Here is a 14,668-nt window from a genome sequence, read left to right on the forward strand (position 1 = left end):
TTCTCTTTCTGTTAGCGGGCTGGGGCATTGCCGGGCGAGCGGCACGCTCCTTGCAACCATCGCGCTGGCCCACCGCGCAATATTCGGCCCGATCCCTCCTTCCGGTCCCCAACATGAAGACCTTCCATTGCAATCGATGCAATCAACTCGTGTTCTTCGAAAACACGCACTGCGAAAAATGCGGCGCACGGCTCGGGTTTGTGCCCGAGTTGAGCCAGATCAGCGCCTTCGAGGAGAATGAAGACGGCCGCTGGAAAAGCCTGCATCCGCTCGCTCAAGATTCGTTCTATAAGCCCTGTCACAACTATTCCGTGGAGAATGTCTGCAACTGGGTCATTCCTGCGGACTCCGACGATACGTTGTGCTGTTCCTGTCAGTTGACGAGCACTATCCCCAATCTCACGCAGCCCAACAACCGTCTCTACTGGTATCGGCTCGAGAACGCGAAGCGTCGTCTGCTTTACACGCTCGACGAGCTCGGCCTGGATGTAAAGTCTCGTCAGGAAGATCCGGAGCATGGGCTCGAATTTCAGTTCCTCGAAGCCGATGCGGAAGGCAAAGGCGTGATGACAGGCCATGACAATGGCCTCATTACGCTGAACATTGCCGAGGCCGACGACGCCCATCGCGAGAAGGTCCGCTCTTCGCTTCACGAACCGTATCGCACGCTGCTTGGCCATTTCCGCCATGAAACAGGGCACTATTTCTTCGATCGCCTGATCGCGGATACGCCGCGCGTCAAGGCGTTTCGCACCGCTTTCGGCGACGAACAGCAAGACTATTCCGCGGCGCTCGACCGCCATTACAAGGAAGGTCCGCCGCCCAACTGGGCCGACAACTACATCAGCGCGTATGCAACGATGCACCCCTGGGAAGACTGGGCGGAGACGTGGGCGCATTATCTGCATATCGTCGATACGCTCGATACGGCCGTGTCCTGCGGTCTCGTGCTGGTGCCGGACAGTCCGAATGAACCGACGCTCACCGATCAAACGCCTATCGAAGAGACTACGTTCGATAACCTCATGACGCGCTGGTTTCCGCTCACGTACGTACTGAACAGCCTGAACCGCAGTCTCGGCATGCCGGACGGTTATCCGTTCGCGCTTGCGCCGCCCGTGATCGACAAATTGCGTTTCGTGCATCGTGTCGTGGCGGCGGCGGCCAGGCGCTAAGAGCACGTTCAACTCGACGAGCTTTGCGATTGTGACTGCGACTGTGTCGGCGTCGGCGAAGACGCCGGCGCTTGCGGTGCCTCTGTCGTTTCCGGTGCGATAGGCAGCAGGAACTCGCGGCTGATCTGACTGGCGAGATCATTCACTCGCGCAAGAAAGTGAACGAGATAGGCGTGCAGATCGCCTTGCAGGATCGCGCCGATGTCGCCGTTCTTTAGTTCCGCACTCAACTGCGCGGCTAAATGTGCGGCGTCCGATTGGCGGCCTTTCGTGACTCGCGCGATCAGTTCTTGGACTTCCGCGATGCTCGCGGCCATCGAACGCGGCCAGTCACGATAAAGAATCAGCAAGCCGGCGACGCGCTCCGGTGTGATGACATCGCGATATACCCTGCGATAAACCTCGAAGCCGGATACCGAACCGAGCACCGCTGTCCAATGGTGATAGTCGAAGGGCTGCGCGGATGTGTCGGCTCGCTGCTCCATCATCTCGAACTTGACGTCGAGGATGCGCGCCGTGTTGTCCGCACGTTCGATGAACGTGCCCAGCCGCATGAAATAGAACGCATCGTCCTTGACGAGCGTGCCGAGCTGAACGCCGCGCGACAAGTGCGAGCGGAACTTCACCCATTCAAAGAACGTATACGGCTCGCGATCGAGAATGCCATCGGCAAGCATGCGCTGACCATCGAGCCATGTCGTATTGAGCGTTTCCCACAGTTCGCTGTTCGTCGAGCTGCGGACCGCGCGTGCATTTTCGCGCGCGGCGCGCAGGCAACTGAGAATCGACGACGGATTCATCATGTCGCGCGCCATGAAGTCAATGACCTCCCGGCTCTTCATCCCGTGATGCGCCGCCGAGTAAGTGCCGCTCAACTCGGAGATCGACAGCATTGCGCGCCAGCCGAGTTCCGCGTATTCGTCCGATTGCGGCAAGAGCGAGAGTTGATAGTTTGCGTCGAGCATGCGCGCGGTGTTCTCGGCGCGCTCGGTATAACGCGCCATCCAGAAGAGATGATCCGCGGTGCGGCTTAGCATGGGTTTTCTCGCTTTGTGTCTTGGTGGTCCATCCGCCCTTCAGCGCCTTAGTGTTCTTAGCGTTCCAACACCCACGTGTCCTTGGTGCCCCCGCCTTGTGACGAGTTGACGACGAGCGAGCCTTCTCGCAACGCAACGCGCGTCAGGCCGCCAGGAACCATCCGCACTTCGGTTCCGGACAAGACGAACGGTCGCAAGTCGATGTGGCGCGGCGCGATGCCCGTCTCGACGTAAGTAGGGCAAGTGGAAAGCGCAAGCGTCGGCTGCGCGATGTACTTCTCGGGATTGGCTTCGAGCACGGCGCGGAATTCTTCGATCTGCGCCGTTGTCGATGCCGGTCCGACAAGCATTCCATATCCGCCCGCGCCGTGCGTCTCCTTGACGACCAGTTCGGGCAGATGCGCGAGCACGTACTTCAGATCATCGGGCTTGCGGCACATCCATGTGGGCACGTTGTTCAGTATCGGCTCTTCACCGAGATAAAAGCGCACCATGTCCGGGACATACGGATAAATGGACTTGTCATCCGCGATGCCCGTGCCTACCGCATTGCAAAGCGACACCTTGCCCGCGCGATAAGCGGAAATCAGCCCCGCAACGCCTAAAGCGGAGTCCGGGCGAAACACGAGTGGATCGAGAAAGTCATCGTCGATGCGGCGATAGATAACGTCCACACGCTGCGGCCCTTGCGTCGTGCGCATATAGACGTAACCGCCATCGACGAACAAGTCTTGCCCCTCCACCAGTTCAACGCCCATCTGCTGCGCCAGAAACGCATGCTCGAAGTACGCGGAGTTGTACATGCCCGGCGTCATCACGACGACATTGGGGTTGTCCGCGCCGGCAGGCGCCGCGGCGCGCAAGGTATCGAGCAACAAGTCGGGATAGTGCGCGACCGGCGCCACGCGATTGCGCGCAAAGAGATCGGGAAAGAGCCGCATCATCATCTTGCGGTTTTCCAGCATGTACGACACGCCAGACGGCACGCGCAGGTTATCTTCGAGCACGTAGAACTCGCCCTGCCCCGCACGCACGATATCGATGCCGGCGATATGCGCATAAATATCGCGCGCCACGTCGACACCGCGCATCTGCGGCCGATACTGCGCGTTGCCGACGATCTGCGCTTCGGGAATGATGCCCGCGCGGACGATGTCCTGATCGTGATAGATGTCGTGAATGAAACGATTCAGCGCGTTGACGCGCTGCCTGAGACCGCGTTCCAGCGCCCTCCATTCGTCTGCGGGAAAAATGCGCGGAATGACGTCGAATGGAATGGTTCGCTCAGGGATGATGCCGGGAAGATCACTCGTGCCATAAACGGCGAATGTAATGCCGACGCGGCGGAAATTCAGGTCCGCTTCCGCTCGCTTCAGATCGATTTGCTGCTCGCTTTGCGCGCTCAGCCAGTCAAGGAACTCGCGATAATGCGTGCGCGGATCGCCGACACCCCGAAACGCCGATGGAGGCACGCCGCGCACCTCCAAAGTATTGCGCTCGAACATCTCGTTGAAGAATGCTTGCGTCATGGGCGGACTTCCCTATCAGTGCGGGCCGGGATCGTGATCCCTCTCTTATCTACTCAATCTGGTTGCACTCGCAATGATCGAAGAGCCTAACGGCGCGGCAAGCCTGATGCAATCATGCACCATGCCGACATGCGGTTTTCCTTAGGCGACCTCTAAGCGCGATGCCGTATTGCGTCGGCTTCAATTGCGCGGGCGGCCCAGTGCCAATGCAACAAGAGCAACATCGATGCCATGTCAGCCTTTTGGCCCGTCCTACGCTCCACTGCACCGAAACAGCGCGGTATTTGAAGCATCTGCACACCAGGCAGCGCACGTCCATGCCGCACGATGGTGCGCGTTCCAATGTTAAGCGTCGCCACGCCGGTATGATAGGGATCTAAACGCACGATCCCTGGACACGATGAATACACCTTCCGAAGCCGCACCTCGCCCCGCCTTGCGTGAATTGACACCGCTGGAGGCGCGCGTGCTCGGCGTCCTCGTTGAAAAGCAGCAGACCGTCCCCGACACCTATCCGCTATCGCTGAATTCTCTTATCGCCGGCTGCAATCAGAAGACCGCGCGTTCACCGGTGATGAATGTCACCGAGGACGAAGTGCTGACGACCATCGACGGCCTCAAGCGCCTTTCTCTCGTGTTCGAGGGCAGCAGCAGCCGCGTGCCGCGTTTCGAGCACAACATCAACCGCGTGCTTGGCGTGCCGAGTCAATCCGTTGCGTTGCTCGCGACGCTCTTTCTGCGCGGCCCGCAAACGGCCGCCGAATTGCGCGCTAACAGCGCGCGGCTGCATGGCTTCGCGGATATATCGTCTGTCGAAAGCTTTCTCGATGAACTCGCCACGAACGATCCGCCGCGCGTCGTCAAACTGCCGCGCACGCCCGGAGAACGGGAAAGCCGCTGGATGCACCTTCTGTGTGGCGCAGTGAGTGTGAGCGACATGCCTGTGCGTCAGGCCGATGCCGGTGAAAGCTATGCGCCATCCGAATTCGAGGCGCTCAAGGCTGAACAGAAGCGCCTCGTGCATGAAGTCGCGGAATTACGCGCCATGGTGGAACGCATGGCGAATGAACTGGGCGTGACGTTCGAGAAGCCATCGTCGGAAGCGTGACAGGCCTTCTTGAGCCCTTATTCGACGCAGCTCAACGCGCTACCAACAGACTAACGCGATGAACGATATCGTTGCACTCGAAGCGGTCGCACTATCGAAAGCCATTCAGACGCGCGATGTATCGTGCGTCGAAGTCATGCAGGCTTATCTCGCTCAAATCGAGCGCTTCAATCCGCAAGTCAATGCGATCGTCGCGATGCAGGATCGCGATGCGCTCATCGGCCAGGCAAGACAACGCGACGAACAGCTCGCGCGCGGCGAGAGTCTTGGACCTTTGCACGGATTTCCGCAAGCGCCCAAGGACATCTTGCCCGTCGCCGGTATGGTGACGACTAAAGGCTCCCCAATCTATGCGGGCGAGATCAGTCAAACAGACGCCATCGTGTACGAGCGCATGCGTCGCGCGGGATCGATCTTTATCGGGCGCACGAATTCGCCGGAATTCGGTCTGGGCGGGCACACCTATAACCCCGTCTATGGCACGACGCGCAATGCGTTCGACCCCTCGCGCTCGGCAGGCGGAAGCAGCGGAGGCGCTGCAGTCGCCGTCGCGCTGCGCATGCTGCCCTTCGCCGATGGATCGGACATGATGGGCTCGCTTCGCACGCCCGCTGCATTCAACAACGTGTTCGGCTTCCGCACGTCGCCGGGATGCGTGCCGTATGCGCCAGCCGACGATGTCTTCTTCCAGCAGTTCAGCGTCGTCGGTCCCATCGCGCGCACGGTCGAAGACCTCGGCCTGTTGCTCTCGACGCAGGCGGGCTTCGACGCGCGCGCACCACTCTCGCGCCGAAGCGACGCCCCCGCCGCATTCGCGCGTTCGCTAGAACGCGATATGTGCGGCGTTCGTATTGGATGGCTCGGCGATCTCGACGGCCACTTGCCGATGGAAGCGGGCCTGGCCGATACATGCGCGTCCGCGTTAAAGCATTTCGAGGCCGCGGGTTGCATCGTCGAACCGGTTCACGTGCCTTTCGATTTCGAACGGTTGTGGCAAGCGTGGCTCGATCTGCGCAGCTTTACGTTCGCGGGAACGAATGCGCCGCTTTACCGCGACGACGCGAAGCGGGCGCAGCTGAAGCCCGAGGCGGTATGGGAGATTGAACGCGGCTTGCGCTTGTCGGGCGAAGACGTGTCGCGCGCCGCACGCGACAGGTCCTCGTGGTATCAGACGTTGAACGCGCTCTTTACGCGCTTCGATTTTCTCGTCATGCCTGCAACGCAAGTCTTTCCTTTCGATGCAACACTCCACTGGCCCACCAACATAGGCGGCCGTGAAATGGATACCTATCATCGCTGGATGGAAGCGGTCGTTGCGGCGACGATGGCTTCCTTGCCCGCGCTATGCGCCCCGGCCGGCTTCGGGGCGAATGGCTTGCCGGCCGGATTGCAGATTATCGGTCCTGCTCAGATGGATCTGGCCGTCATGCAGATGGGACTGGCTTATGATCGTGCAAGCGGCTATTCGCGCGTGCGGAGTACGTTACTTGATTGAATTCACGCTAGAAAAGCGCGATCGGCCATGCGTCACTCCGGCTCCGAGTGCGTATCCTGATCCCACGGTGCAAGCGCAAAGGCAAGAATCATCGCTCCGCTATTGAGCGGCACACAACTGCCTACGCGTCTTGGCCGATACACAGGTTGCCCGCGCCGAATCGTCTCGCCACTCAGCACGCATACGCCCCGCTTGCGTGCAGTGCAAAGCGCCCAGACTTGCTCGGAGTAATTGAATGATGTCGGGTCGTGCCACGATAGTGCAAGTGTCGACTCGCTCAAACGCTCCACGAGCCGGATATTGACCGAACGCGCACATTGAGCGTCATTGCGGCTGCCATGAATATCGTTCGAGCGAACGCCACGGCTCGCTCTGTCGTCCAGCATGGCGAGGGTGCAACTCCACGGGTCCATCAGCGACGCATGCCTCATGGTTTCTCCCTGCGGATCGGCTTCGGTGACGGTTCTTAGAGTAGTACACCTGAGCAAGTCTCGTTTCGTTTTCTTGCCCGCGTTTTGTCGAAGCTCGGCTAGCGAAGATAATTTCAGAGCAGCTTTTACGAACGATCGTTTAATTACCACGCACACTGTTCGTTGCGCGTATGCCCGCTGGCGCACGTTACGCGCTGCAAGAAGGATGCGCAAAAACGCTGAATTCTGACAAAATAAAATAAAGCGAACCGGACACTCCTGTCGAATCATGACCAGCAAGCTCTCGATCAATGCCACTATATCGGCGGACCGCGCTTCGGTCAGCTTCGTCGCCTTCACGCGCGAACGGGAAATCCAATGCAACATCACCCGCAAGGCACTGGAGCAATGTTTCTGGGCGCCCGCCGGGGCCAGCGACGAGCGCCTATTGAAAGCGTTGAGCGACGGTTATGAGCGCATCAGCGCCCGCGTGCACCGGAAATTTCTGGCCCATCCGTCGAACTCGATTCACCTCGACGTCATGGATTTTTCTTCCTGAGCGCCTTCGAATCGGAAAAAACGGCGCGCCTCAACGCGCCGCTTCCGTCGACTTCCGCATCTTCGCCACGTCTTCGACGTTTACCGCCGGCATGTTGTTGTTCCATGCACCGCGAATGAAGGTCACGACGTCGGCTATCTGCTGATCATTCAGTACCGGCGCATAGCGCGGCATCGGATAAGGCGCGGGCACGCCCTGAATCACGAGATCTTCGGTGCCGTTCAGCGTTACGTTGATCAGGGACGACGAATCTTTCTCCAGCACGTTGGAGTTGCCGGCGAGCGGCGCGAGCATGGGTGCGAACCCGCGACCGTCGACGCCGTGGCAGTGCATGCAGAACGCCGCATACACGCGCGCGCCGGATTCAGCCGGAGCGGGCCGTGTCAACGACACCTTGCTTGCCTTGGGATCATATGAATAAGGCGGGTTGCCATTGCCGCCAGCCGCCGGCAGCGACTTCAGATAGCGCGCCATTGCGGCAACGTCGCTGTCGCTGAGCGCTTGCGTGCTGTTGTTGACGACGCTCGTCATCGAACCGAACGCCGTCGCATGCGCATTCGCGCCCGTTTTGAGGAACGTCGCGACCTCTTGCTCGGACCATCGTCCGAGTCCGGTGTTGTGATCGCCGGTCAAGTTCGAGCCGAACCAGTTATCGAGCAAGCCTCCGGTCAGATAGGCGCCGCCGCTTTCATCGAGTGCCTTTTCCTGGAACGCAATGCCACGCGGCGTATGACACGCGCCGCAGTGTCCCAAGCCTTGCGTCAGATAAGCACCGCGGTTCCACGCGACATCCTGGTTGGCCTTGTCCTTATAGACGCCCTTGTCGAGAAAGAACGCGTTCCAGATCTTGAGCGGCCAGCGCATATTGAGCGGCCATTTCATGCCGGGCTCACGATTCGCTTGCCTGACAGGCGATACCCCATGCATGAAATAAGCATAAAGCGCCTGCATGTCCGCGTCGCTTATCTTGGCATAGGACGGGTAAGGCATCGCGGGATAGAGATTGTGGCCGTCCTTTGCAACGCCTTCACGCACCGCACGCGAGAAGTCGTCCTGACTATAACGGCCGATTCCCGTATCCGGGTCCGGTGTGATGTTCGTGGTGTAGATCGCGCCGAGCGGTGTCGTCATCGGCAAGCCGCCTGCCATTGGCTTGCCGCGCGGCGCGGTATGGCAGGCGATGCAATCGCCGGCTTTGGCCAGATAAGCGCCTCGCGAGACGAGCGCATCGCTGGCGGCATCGGCACGCGCGATCAGCGGAACCATTGCAAGCGCAACGCCCGCTGCGGCGAGCGTCACCTTGAGAGGCGTGAACATGTTTGTCATGACTGGCCTCCTCAGGCGCTGCGCAATTGATAACCGACGGGCAATTGCCTTAGCCGCTTGCCGGTTGCTGCGTGAATGGCGTTCGTGATGGCAGGGGCCAGCGCGGCTGTACCGGGTTCGCCGATACCACCCGGCGCTTCACTGCTCTTGACGATATGCACTTCGATAGGCGGCGTTTCATCGATGCGCAGCATGCGGTAGTCGGTGAAGTTGCTTTGTTCGACGCGGCCATTCTTGATGGTGATCTCACCGTAAAGCGCCCCGGTGATGCCGAAGATGATGCCGCCCTGCACCTGCGCTTCCACTGTATTCGGATTCACCACCATGCCGCAGTCCACCGCGCATACGACGCGATTCACTCTCACGCCGCCTTCCTTGTCGACCGTGACGTCCGCGACCATCGCGAAGTAACTGCCGAACGCGTGCATCACCGATACTCCGCGTCCCTGCCCTTGCGGCATGGATTGCTTGCCCCAGCCTGCCGCTTGCGTCGCGACATCCAGTACGTTTCGTGCACGCGGCGTCTTGCCTAGCAAGTCGCGCCGGTATTGAACCGGATCGATCTTCGCCTGCGCCGCGAGTTCATCGATAAAGCTTTCGACGACGAACGTCCCTCGCGTAGGCCCGACACCGCGCCAGAACGCAGTCGGCACATGGCGCGGTTCCTGACGCACGTAATCGACTACCTGATTGGGCAAGTCATAGGGAAGGTCGGCTGCAACTTCGATCGCGTCAGGATCGAGTCCGTCCTTCACCGCAGGCGGCGCGAATCGTGCAAGCACGGACGATCCCACGATGCGATGCGTCCACGCGATCGGCTTTCCGTTTGCGTCGAGCGCCGCAGAGAGCTTGTCGTAATAGCACGGACGATACATGTCGTGCTGTATGTCTTCCTCGCGCGAATAAGTCACCTTCACTGGCACGCCGAGCTGTTTGCCGATCTTGAGCGCTTGCGTCGCCATATCGTATTCGAGCCGTCTGCCGAAGCCGCCGCCCAACAGATGGTTATGCACGACGACCTTCTCGGGCGGCAATCCGGTCGCCTGAACGCCCGCGCCTTGAACGCGCGTCGGCACCTGCGTGCCGATCCAGATATCGCATCCATCGGGCCGCACATGCACCGTGCAATTGACGGGCTCCATCGTTGCGTGCGCGAGCAGCGGCTGTTGATATACGGCATCGACCCGTGTCTTGGCATTGGCGAAGCCTTTGCCTACATCGCCGTCCTTGCGCGCGACCGCGCCTGATTTCTGCGATGCCTTCACCATCTCATCGAAAAGCGTTTGAGTCGATACGTTCGCGCCCGCGCCTTCGTTCCATTGAATCGCGAGCGCCGCGGCCCCGCGTTTGGCGGCCCATGTGTGGTCGCCTACTACGGCGACGCCGTTATCGAACTTGATGACCTGACGCACGCCCGGAATTTTCTTGGCGTGGGTGTCGTCGACAGAGGCGAGCGTGCCGCCGAATACCGGACAGTTCACGATGACCGCATAGACCATTCCGGGCAAACGGACATCGAGGCCGAAGACCGCTGTGCCATTGGATTTTTCGGGCGAATCGAGGCGCTTGACCGGCGTGCCGATGATGCGAAAGTCTTTCGGGTCTTTCAGCTTGATATCCTGAGGCACCGGCACATTCGCTGCCGCTTGCGCAAGCTCGCCATAGCTTGCGCTGCGGCCGTCCGCTGCATGAATGACCTTGCCGTTCTCTGCACGACATGTCGACGCATCGCATTGCCATTGCTGCGCGGCTGCCGAAACCAGCATCATGCGCGCGGCGGCGCCCGCCTTGCGCATCGGTTCCCATGCATAGCGAACGGATGTGGAACCGCCCGTTAATTGCCCACCCAACAGCGGGTCCATGAACAATTTCTCATTGGGCGGCGCATGATCGATCGTCACGCTATCCAGCGGCACTTCGAGTTCTTCTGCAATCAGCATCGGCAATGCGGTATAGACGCCCTGGCCCATTTCCACTTTCGGCATGATCAGCACGACCTTGCCGCTCTTGTCGATCTGCACGAAAGCATTGGGCGCGAAGACACCGTCTTGCGGCGTCTCTATTCCATCGCCGCCAATGACGGACTTGCCTTTTCCCTGATCCTGACTCGCAGCCGGCACGCTAAAGCCAATAAGAAATCCGCCGCTCGCGGTAACGCTCGCTGTCAATCCGAACTTAAGGAACGACCGGCGCGAAAAGCCTGTAGAAGCGTGATGGCGTCCCGCTTCGAGTAATCCTCGCGACATCTCACGCCTCCTTGGCTGCTTGCTTGATCGCCGCACGAATGCGGTTATAGGTTCCGCAGCGGCAGATGTTGCCGGCCATTGCAGAGTCGATGTCCGCGTCGGTCGGATGGGGAACGGTCGCGATCAAGGCAGCCGCCGACATGACCTGCCCCGACTGGCAATAGCCGCACTGCACGACGTCGAGTTGATTCCATGCCATTTGCACTTTCTTGCCCGCAGGCGTTTCGCCGACGGCTTCGATCGTCGTGACCTTCCGATCGCCGATAGCCGCGATTGGCAGCACGCAAGAGCGCACGGCGACGCCATCGAGATGCACGGTGCAAGCGCCGCATTGCGCAATGCCGCAGCCAAACTTGGTGCCAGTCAGGCCGACGATATCGCGAAGCACCCAAAGCAGCGGCATATCGGGCGGCGCATCGACGGTATGAGACTGGCCATTGATGGAAAGCGTGGTCATGAGCGGCTCCGGGCTTGTGCGTTGACTAAAGCGGTAGCGCAATTGGTTGGCCGCGTAGACGGCGGCCAACGGCCTGACGGTGACATGCGTCGCGGGCTTGAGTCGATATCAGTTCGACCGCCGCTTGACGCGATGGCACCGGCGGCTGTGCATTGCAAGGCTTCGGGATTGTAGCGCCGCTCAAAAAATCAAGCTGACATGACGATGGCCTTGAAGACCAGCGACAGTTCAATGCAAAGCCTGAATCGCGATGAATTCACTCGTCGTTTATATAGTGGGTTGATGCGGAAGACAGTTAGTTGCGCAAGAAAGAGACAGACGTCGATTACACTCTTCGCTCCTCCACTCGTCCCCCATCCGAACGATGAGCCAACTTCTCTCCCTGCGGCCATTCGTGCCTGCGAAAGATTTCGACGTGTCGAAGCGCTTTTATCAGGCACTCGGTTTTCGCATCACGCATGAGGACGGCGAGATCGCGATGCTCAAAGCCGAGAGCTTCAGCTTCATCCTGCAGAACTACTACGTGAAGGAGTTCGCTGAACACTGCATGTTGCAGTTGTTGGTGAGAGACGTGGACGCATGGTGGCAGCAGATGAACCCGGAAGCGCTCGCTGGCCGCTTTCAAGTGAACGCAGCGCGTCCGCCTGCCATGCAAAGCTGGGGCATGAAGGTCGGATTTGTATTCGATCCTTCGGGCGTGCTATGGCATGTCGGCGAAGTGCCGTTCTAAGCGGCCACCATTCCCATTCAGTCAGCCCCGCTGCCCGTCGCCATTTCGAACAGATGTGCTCTGAGCAGAGCCGTTATGTCCGGAGTGCGATTGCTGAACTCGACACCGACGAGCACCGCACCGTCGACATGCCGGAGACTGCGCGCGATGCAGTTCAACACGACTGCGTGCAGCTTTCCGTCTGCGCGCAGCCGCAGCGAGAGCTTGAAGTGCTCGCCGACGTTCACGATGACATCGGTTGCGCTCAATGCCACGCCGCCAAGACTTACGTTGACGACGGTGACGTCGAAGCCCGCTGCGATACAGTCGTTTCGAATGAGCCTGCCTGACAGTTCCGTCGATACACGCACATGCTTTCGCACGATATGCGTATGCACGGTGTCGGGCTGCGCGAGATAGACGAGTCTTACTGGCAGCTCGCTTCGCCCGATGACCGTACTGCGGAACATATAAACCTTTCGGCCGCGCAGCGCCTTGCACTCGACTTCCACACCCGGTTCGAACAGCTCGTGTCCGGTCGTGGCGGTAAATAGAAGCGCTTGTCCGGCGATCGAGCCGACGTAATCGGTTTGCAAGGGCGCGTGCGTGTGTCCGACAATCGACAACTGCATCGCGTCGATCACCTTGGGCAAGGTTCGTGTAATGCTCGTCACCGGGCTGGCGCTTTCTCGTGCGGGAGCGTCATGCTTCGCGGTCGAGATGAGCAGGTTGACGGGCGCAGGCATGGGCGCTTCGGTACGATCCGCTGGCGCAGCGTCGTCGCGGAATCCGCCTGCCGTGAGGATTCTGTCACGCTGGCTTTCCGATCGCACGCAATAGCCTCGCGTGAGAAGCAATTTGCCGGTTGCGGAGTACACCGCGAAAGGCAGGGGCGTTCCAATCTTTAGTTCGTGCGGGGCAACTTTGACAAGGTTCATGGCGCAACTGACCTGTTCTGTTTTCTGTTGCGCTACCGTAACGCACCCACCGCACTATTTAAGTGCGTGACCGCGCATTCATCCGACGAAACTTGAACAACGCTGCGCTTACAAAAACCCGTCGCCTACAACGCTGATTCGCTATTCGTCACGACGAGCACCGTGCACCCTTCCCGCGAATGAGCCCAGTGCGATGTGCCCTTCGCAAACGTCACGACCTGGCCCGCGGTCACGTCTGTACCGTCCTGGTCCGTGTACACGCCGTCCTTGATGAACAGCAGTTCCGTCGACGTGTGCGTGTGGAACAGCGACTTTGCGCCTGCTTCCAGCCGCATCCAGTAGCTTGTCCAGGCGCCGTTTTCATCGTCGACTATCGGGATGATCCAGAAGCCGGGGTGTCGCTTGCCTTCGATGAGCATGGGTTCCCACGCATCGTCCTCGATGGCGTGAAGCCGGCGGCCAATATTCGCTTCATCCAGGGCGATGTCTTTGTCGGTCATATGTATCAGTTGTATTGCAACGAAAAAGGCGTTTCACGAGACCACACGTTCTTCGGCGTCCTCGCGCCAGCTCGCCATCATGTCCTTGACCTCGCTGACGAGCCACGTCCGGAACAGCTTGTATTCGGGCCGCTCGACTGCGTTCTTGTGCGTGATGAGATAGTGATATCGATCGCGGAACACGAGGCTTTCTTCGACCGGGCGCAACAGCACGCCCTGTTGCACTTGCCGATGCACGAGGTGATGCCATCCGAGCAAGGTGCCCTCGCCCTCTTCGGCTTGCGATACGAGCAGGCGATAGTCATTGCTCTCGAGATGATCCGTCTCGACCAGCCGCTCGCCGGATTCGCCCTGTTGAAACCAGTTGCGCCATACGCGCCAGTCGACGTGCTCGCACACTTGCGTGCGGCCCAAAGGCGACAGGTTCAAGGTGGGATGCACGAGCAAGTCCAGCGCGGACACCTTTCTGCCGCGATACTCTTCCTCGAAGAACCGTTTGCTGCAGACCGGGTACACGACATCATGAAACAGGCGTTCGACTTCGTATTCGGCTTCGCGCGGCGGGTTCTTCGTGATGATGATGTCCGGGTCGATAAGCCTGTCGAACTCCATGAAGTGGTCGGTGACGATCACATGCAGCTTCACATCGGGGAACTGTTTCCTGAAGGCTTGCATGCGCGGCGCAAGCCAAAGCGCGGAGAACGTGTGCGACACACACATTGTCAACGCGGCGCGGCCTGCTCGCCGAACCGTCTCCACGGTCTCCGCGATATTCATGATCGACAGATACGACGCGTTGTAAAGCAGACGCCCCGCCTCGGTCAGTGCGATATGTTTTCCGGAGCGATCGAACAGCGCGACTTCGAGAGAGTCTTCGAGTTCTTTTATTTGTCTGCTAATGGCCGCCTGAGTCACGCACAATACGTCGGCAGCTTGCGTGAAGTTCTCGTAACGCGCCGCAGTCACGAAGCATTTAAGGGCTCGCAGCGAAGGCATCTGCGCGAGCAACCGGTCAGTGAAGATCTGCTTCTTCTGCATGGTCTGGAACCTCTTGTCGCGCGGCGAGCATTCAACGCTCCGGGAATCTGCCGATAGGCTCGACAGCTTCCATATCTTACCGCGCAGCTTCTTTATGGGGAGCCTGATCCGTGGCGCGCGCTCCGAAGCGCGCGCCGGTGC

The 14,668-nt window shown here is 59.6% G+C and carries 14 protein-coding genes; 5 read left to right on the top strand and 9 right to left on the bottom strand.

Annotated elements, in window-relative coordinates; all coding sequences use genetic code 11:
- Positions 1–113 precede the first annotated feature (113 nt).
- Positions 114–1,175 (top strand): putative zinc-binding metallopeptidase, encoded by a 1,062-nt coding sequence (locus AB6804_RS05620; RefSeq protein WP_035969036.1) that lies wholly within the window; start codon positions 114–116, stop codon positions 1,173–1,175.
- 8 nt (positions 1,176–1,183) lie between these two features.
- Here AB6804_RS05620 and AB6804_RS05625 read toward each other — a convergent pair whose 3' ends face one another.
- Both AB6804_RS05625 and AB6804_RS05630 read right to left on the bottom strand, forming a co-directional pair.
- Positions 1,184–2,212: an alpha-E domain-containing protein gene (locus AB6804_RS05625; protein WP_370885608.1), complete on the bottom strand. Its 1,029-nt coding sequence runs from the start codon at positions 2,210–2,212 to the stop codon at positions 1,184–1,186.
- A gap of 56 nt (positions 2,213–2,268) precedes the next feature.
- Entirely contained in the window at positions 2,269–3,741 is a 1,473-nt protein-coding gene (locus tag AB6804_RS05630) for a circularly permuted type 2 ATP-grasp protein (RefSeq protein WP_370885609.1), read from the bottom strand.
- A gap of 400 nt (positions 3,742–4,141) precedes the next feature.
- Between AB6804_RS05630 and AB6804_RS05635 the strand changes: the two genes are divergently transcribed.
- Both AB6804_RS05635 and AB6804_RS05640 read left to right on the top strand, forming a co-directional pair.
- Positions 4,142–4,849 (top strand): YceH family protein, encoded by a 708-nt coding sequence (locus AB6804_RS05635; RefSeq protein WP_370885610.1) that lies wholly within the window; start codon positions 4,142–4,144, stop codon positions 4,847–4,849.
- A gap of 58 nt (positions 4,850–4,907) precedes the next feature.
- The gene (locus AB6804_RS05640; RefSeq protein WP_370885611.1) at positions 4,908–6,344 is read left to right on the top strand and encodes an amidase; all 1,437 of its coding nucleotides are present in this window, start codon (positions 4,908–4,910) and stop codon (positions 6,342–6,344) included.
- Positions 6,345–6,376: 32 nt separating this feature from the next.
- Here the strand turns inward: AB6804_RS05640 and AB6804_RS05645 are convergent, their stop codons facing one another.
- On the bottom strand, positions 6,377–7,045 hold the full coding sequence (locus tag AB6804_RS05645; protein ID WP_370885612.1) for a DUF3331 domain-containing protein: 669 nt from the start codon (positions 7,043–7,045) through the stop codon (positions 6,377–6,379).
- Between AB6804_RS05645 and AB6804_RS05650 the strand changes: the two genes are divergently transcribed.
- Complete coding sequence (locus tag AB6804_RS05650) at positions 7,044–7,313, top strand: DUF1488 family protein (protein WP_035969024.1); 270 nt, start codon at positions 7,044–7,046, stop codon at positions 7,311–7,313. The two genes, AB6804_RS05645 and AB6804_RS05650, sit on opposite strands and share 2 nt — an antisense overlap.
- A 30-nt stretch (positions 7,314–7,343) precedes the next feature.
- Here AB6804_RS05650 and AB6804_RS05655 read toward each other — a convergent pair whose 3' ends face one another.
- Genes AB6804_RS05655 through AB6804_RS05665 form a run of 3 tightly spaced genes read right to left on the bottom strand, consistent with a single transcriptional unit; the run spans position 7,344 to position 11,342 of the window.
- Positions 7,344–8,639 carry a c-type cytochrome gene (locus AB6804_RS05655; protein ID WP_370885613.1) on the bottom strand — a complete coding sequence of 432 codons (1,296 nt, stop codon included), beginning with the start codon at positions 8,637–8,639 and terminating at the stop codon, positions 7,344–7,346.
- An 11-nt stretch (positions 8,640–8,650) separates the two neighbouring features.
- Positions 8,651–10,885: a molybdopterin cofactor-binding domain-containing protein gene (locus tag AB6804_RS05660; protein ID WP_370885614.1), complete on the bottom strand. Its 2,235-nt coding sequence runs from the start codon at positions 10,883–10,885 to the stop codon at positions 8,651–8,653.
- Position 10,886: 1 nt separating this feature from the next.
- Positions 10,887–11,342, bottom strand: coding sequence for a (2Fe-2S)-binding protein (locus AB6804_RS05665; protein WP_370885615.1), 456 nt, complete (start codon positions 11,340–11,342; stop codon positions 10,887–10,889).
- Positions 11,343–11,706: 364 nt separating this feature from the next.
- Between AB6804_RS05665 and AB6804_RS05670 the strand changes: the two genes are divergently transcribed.
- A complete protein-coding gene (locus tag AB6804_RS05670; protein ID WP_370885616.1) occupies positions 11,707–12,072 on the top strand; it encodes a VOC family protein in 366 nt (121 codons plus the stop codon).
- A 17-nt stretch (positions 12,073–12,089) separates the two neighbouring features.
- On the opposite strand, the gene AB6804_RS05675 is transcribed toward AB6804_RS05670, so the two are convergent.
- From AB6804_RS05675 to AB6804_RS05685, 3 genes are all read right to left on the bottom strand, one after another.
- Positions 12,090–12,797 carry a flagellar brake protein gene (locus AB6804_RS05675; RefSeq protein ID WP_370885617.1) on the bottom strand — a complete coding sequence of 236 codons (708 nt, stop codon included), beginning with the start codon at positions 12,795–12,797 and terminating at the stop codon, positions 12,090–12,092.
- 317 nt (positions 12,798–13,114) lie between these two features.
- Positions 13,115–13,489 (bottom strand): cupin domain-containing protein, encoded by a 375-nt coding sequence (locus AB6804_RS05680; RefSeq protein WP_370885618.1) that lies wholly within the window; start codon positions 13,487–13,489, stop codon positions 13,115–13,117.
- A gap of 33 nt (positions 13,490–13,522) precedes the next feature.
- On the bottom strand, positions 13,523–14,527 hold the full coding sequence (locus AB6804_RS05685) for a LysR substrate-binding domain-containing protein (RefSeq protein ID WP_370885619.1): 1,005 nt from the start codon (positions 14,525–14,527) through the stop codon (positions 13,523–13,525).
- Positions 14,528–14,668: the final 141 nt, after the last annotated feature.

Source organism: Caballeronia sp. RCC_10 (assembly GCF_041360715.1).
Classification (GTDB): domain Bacteria; phylum Pseudomonadota; class Gammaproteobacteria; order Burkholderiales; family Burkholderiaceae; genus Caballeronia; species Caballeronia grimmiae.

What these genes read in the sequence shown, in the direction of transcription:
- AB6804_RS05620 (WP_035969036.1), top strand. Translation starts at nt 114, where the DNA reads ATGAAGACCTTCCATTGCAATCGATGCAATCAACTCGTGTTCTTCGAA.
- AB6804_RS05625 (WP_370885608.1), bottom strand. Translation starts at nt 2,212, where the DNA reads ATGCTAAGCCGCACCGCGGATCATCTCTTCTGGATGGCGCGTTATACC.
- AB6804_RS05630 (WP_370885609.1), bottom strand. Translation starts at nt 3,741, where the DNA reads ATGACGCAAGCATTCTTCAACGAGATGTTCGAGCGCAATACTTTGGAG.
- AB6804_RS05635 (WP_370885610.1), top strand. Translation starts at nt 4,142, where the DNA reads ATGAATACACCTTCCGAAGCCGCACCTCGCCCCGCCTTGCGTGAATTG.
- AB6804_RS05640 (WP_370885611.1), top strand. Translation starts at nt 4,908, where the DNA reads ATGAACGATATCGTTGCACTCGAAGCGGTCGCACTATCGAAAGCCATT.
- AB6804_RS05650 (WP_035969024.1), top strand. Translation starts at nt 7,044, where the DNA reads ATGACCAGCAAGCTCTCGATCAATGCCACTATATCGGCGGACCGCGCT.
- AB6804_RS05645 (WP_370885612.1), bottom strand. Translation starts at nt 7,045, where the DNA reads ATGATTCGACAGGAGTGTCCGGTTCGCTTTATTTTATTTTGTCAGAAT.
- AB6804_RS05655 (WP_370885613.1), bottom strand. Translation starts at nt 8,639, where the DNA reads ATGACAAACATGTTCACGCCTCTCAAGGTGACGCTCGCCGCAGCGGGC.
- AB6804_RS05660 (WP_370885614.1), bottom strand. Translation starts at nt 10,885, where the DNA reads ATGTCGCGAGGATTACTCGAAGCGGGACGCCATCACGCTTCTACAGGC.
- AB6804_RS05665 (WP_370885615.1), bottom strand. Translation starts at nt 11,342, where the DNA reads ATGACCACGCTTTCCATCAATGGCCAGTCTCATACCGTCGATGCGCCG.
- AB6804_RS05670 (WP_370885616.1), top strand. Translation starts at nt 11,707, where the DNA reads ATGAGCCAACTTCTCTCCCTGCGGCCATTCGTGCCTGCGAAAGATTTC.
- AB6804_RS05675 (WP_370885617.1), bottom strand. Translation starts at nt 12,797, where the DNA reads ATGCCTGCGCCCGTCAACCTGCTCATCTCGACCGCGAAGCATGACGCT.
- AB6804_RS05680 (WP_370885618.1), bottom strand. Translation starts at nt 13,489, where the DNA reads ATGACCGACAAAGACATCGCCCTGGATGAAGCGAATATTGGCCGCCGG.
- AB6804_RS05685 (WP_370885619.1), bottom strand. Translation starts at nt 14,527, where the DNA reads ATGCAGAAGAAGCAGATCTTCACTGACCGGTTGCTCGCGCAGATGCCT.